This window comes from Microcystis sp. M49636_WE2, from assembly GCF_030065375.1.
Classification (GTDB): Bacteria; Cyanobacteriota; Cyanobacteriia; order Cyanobacteriales; family Microcystaceae; genus Microcystis; species Microcystis aeruginosa_C.
Genome location: NZ_JASJFG010000485.1, coordinates 1 through 3006, shown reverse-complemented (window position 1 = coordinate 3006; position 3006 = coordinate 1). Strand labels below are relative to the sequence as shown.

At 43.5% G+C, this 3006-nt stretch carries 2 protein-coding genes; one reads left to right on the top strand and one right to left on the bottom strand.

Annotated features, from left to right (window positions below; genetic code table 11):
• Positions 1-2405 (top strand): glycogen/starch/alpha-glucan phosphorylase (locus PX484_RS11405; protein ID WP_288103884.1); only part of this gene is annotated, 2405 nt, incomplete at its 5' end.
• A 148-nt stretch (positions 2406-2553) separates the two neighbouring features.
• Here PX484_RS11405 and PX484_RS11400 read toward each other — a convergent pair.
• Entirely contained in the window at positions 2554-2961 is a 408-nt protein-coding gene (locus PX484_RS11400) for a GxxExxY protein (protein WP_002759175.1), read from the bottom strand.
• Between the last annotated feature and the right edge of the window lie 45 nt (positions 2962-3006).

The following is a 3006-nucleotide window of genomic DNA, read 5'->3' as shown; positions in this document are numbered from 1 at the left end:
TGTTTTATTTGCAAGGGGTTAACCGCACTAATGCCAGTCCCTACAATTACTATGTCGCCCTTGCCTACACCGTTCGCGATCGCCTCCTGCGTCGTTTTCTGAAATCCACCGACACCTACAAACAAGAAAAAGTTAAACTCGTCTGCTATTTCTCCGCCGAATTTCTCATGGGGCGGTATTTAGGCAATAATCTCGCTAATTTGGGTATTTACGACCTAATCAAAGAGACGATCGAGGAATTAGGTCTTGATTTTGAGGAAATTATCGAACAGGAACCGGATCCCGGCCTCGGAAACGGCGGTTTAGGGCGTTTAGCGGCTTGTTTCCTCGATTCCCTCGCTTCCCTAGAAATTCCCGCTATCGGTTACGGTATCCGCTACGAATTTGGCATTTTCCATCAAATGATCCAAGACGGTTGGCAGGTGGAAATCCCCGATAACTGGTTACGCTTCGGCAATCCTTGGGAATTACCCCGTCCCGATGAAAGTGTGGAAGTAAAACTGGGTGGCCGGACGGAAATCTATCACGATGATAAGGGACAGGAACGGGTACAATGGCTGCCGGAACGTCGGGTTTTAGCCATTCCCCACGATACCCCCGTCCCGGGTTACAAAACCAACACGGTTAACGCTTTGCGTCTCTGGAAGGCAGAAGCGAGTGAATCGTTTAATTTTGAGGCTTTTAACGCCGGGTTATACGATCAATCCGTGGCCGAAAAAATGGACGCGGAAACCATTTCTAAAGTCCTTTATCCCAACGATAATACCCCCGCCGGTCGCGAATTACGTCTCGCCCAACAATACTTTTTTGTGGCCGCTTCCCTGCAAGATTTAATTCGCATTCACCTAAAAAGCCACAAAAATCTGCAAAACTTCCACGAAACCGCCGCTATTCAACTAAACGATACTCACCCCGCCATTGCGATCGCTGAGTTAATGCGTTTGTTAGTGGATGAAAACGGCTTAGAATGGTCAAAAGCTTGGACAATTACCCAAAAAACCTTCGCTTATACCAATCATACCCTATTGCCGGAAGCCCTAGAACGTTGGTCGGCGGATCTGATCGGGAAATTGCTGCCCCGACATCTAGAAATTATCTACCTGATCAATCACTTTTTCCTCGACGATGTGCGGACTTGGTTTCCCGATAACGAGGAGTTATTGGGCAAATTGTCGATAGTTGAAGAAGCTGGTTGGGGTAATAAACAAATTCGCATGGCTAATTTAGCCTGTGTGGGTAGTCACTCGATTAATGGAGTCGCTGCCTTACACACCGAGTTACTGCAAAAAGACACCCTGAAAGAGTTTGCCATGCTCTGGCCGGAAAAATTCTACAATAAAACCAATGGTGTCACCCCGCGCCGGTGGATTTTATTGAGCAATCCCCAATTATCGGCACTATTTACCGAAAAAATCGGCGATAATTGGTTAAAAGACCTGAAGGAATTGCGAAAACTGGAACAATACCTTGATGATCCCGAATTTCGTCAGCGTTGGTATGAAATTAAACAGGCGAATAAGGCCGATTTAGCGGCTCATATGCTGAAAACCCGCAATATCGAGGTGGATGTTAATTCGATTTTCGATGTGCAGGTAAAACGGATTCACGAATACAAACGCCAACATCTGGCAGTTCTGCACATTATCGCCCTTTATAATCGCATTAAACAGAACCCTCAGATCGATATCGTGCCGCGCACTTTTATCTTTGGTGGTAAGGCAGCCCCCGGCTACTTTATGGCGAAGTTAATTATTAAGTTAACTAATGCTGTGGCTGAAATTGTGAATAAGGATCCTGATGTCAGAGGTCGTTTAAAAGTGGTTTTCCTGCCTAACTTTAACGTTTCTTTGGGTCAACGCATCTATCCGGCGGCGGATCTTTCCGAACAGATTTCTACGGCGGGTAAGGAAGCTTCCGGAACCGGTAATATGAAGTTTGCCATGAATGGCTCCCTCACCATCGGGACTCTGGACGGCGCTAATATCGAAATTCGCGAGGAAGCAGGGGCAGAAAATTTCTTCCTTTTTGGCTTGACAGCAGAAGAAGTTTATGCTAAGAAAGCCCACGGTTATGAACCGATGAGCTATTACAAAAATAATCGCGAATTGAAGGGAGTGATCGATCGAATTAAGAGTGGTTATTTTAGCCATGGTGACCAGGAATTATTCAGGCCGATCGTTGATTCTCTCCTCTACGATGACCAGTATATGCTTTTAGCTGATTATCAATCCTACGCTGATTGTCAGGAACAGGTAAGTGAAGCTTATCGCGATCGGGACAAGTGGACGCGGATGTCGATTCTCAACTCGGTTCGTATGGCGAAATTCTCTAGCGATCGCACGATATGGGAATATTGTCAAGAGATTTGGAAAGTTAATCCAGTCAAGATTAGTTTAGAGGATTAAAAAACTCGGTCAAGTTCGGGTTTAGTCCTTGACTAGCCCGAATTCTGGAACCGTAGCCCCCAAAAATGCTTGATGAAAACGTCTAAACTATGATTTTTATGATTGTTTGATGGACTAGGATTTTAAGTTTTATACACTTCAATTATTTCTAGTTATAGTTAGGTTTTCTTTTCGGCTTGTGAACTCTTTTAAACTGTAAACTGATATTTCCAAAATTAAGCAATAATCCAATATCTAACCCATAAGCTTCGAGATAATTGATAGCTTGTGCTAAGTGAACGTCTTCAAGTTGAATAACGGCTTTTAATTCTACCATCACTTTACCTTCAACAAAAAAGTCAACTCGTCTTGTACCTATTTGATCATCTTTATAAAAGATCGGCATTTCGTGTTCTCTCGAAAAAGATAATCCCTGTAGGTTCATTTCTTTTGCCAAAGCACGTTGATAAATTACTTCTTGAAAACCATTTCCTAAGATACGGTGAACTTCCATTGCACAACCAATAATTTTACCTGTTAGTTCACTTTCAGGGTATTGGGGATTAATAAAAGTCATGGCTAGGATTTAGATGATGAAGTGAGGATTTTGATTAGATTGTCT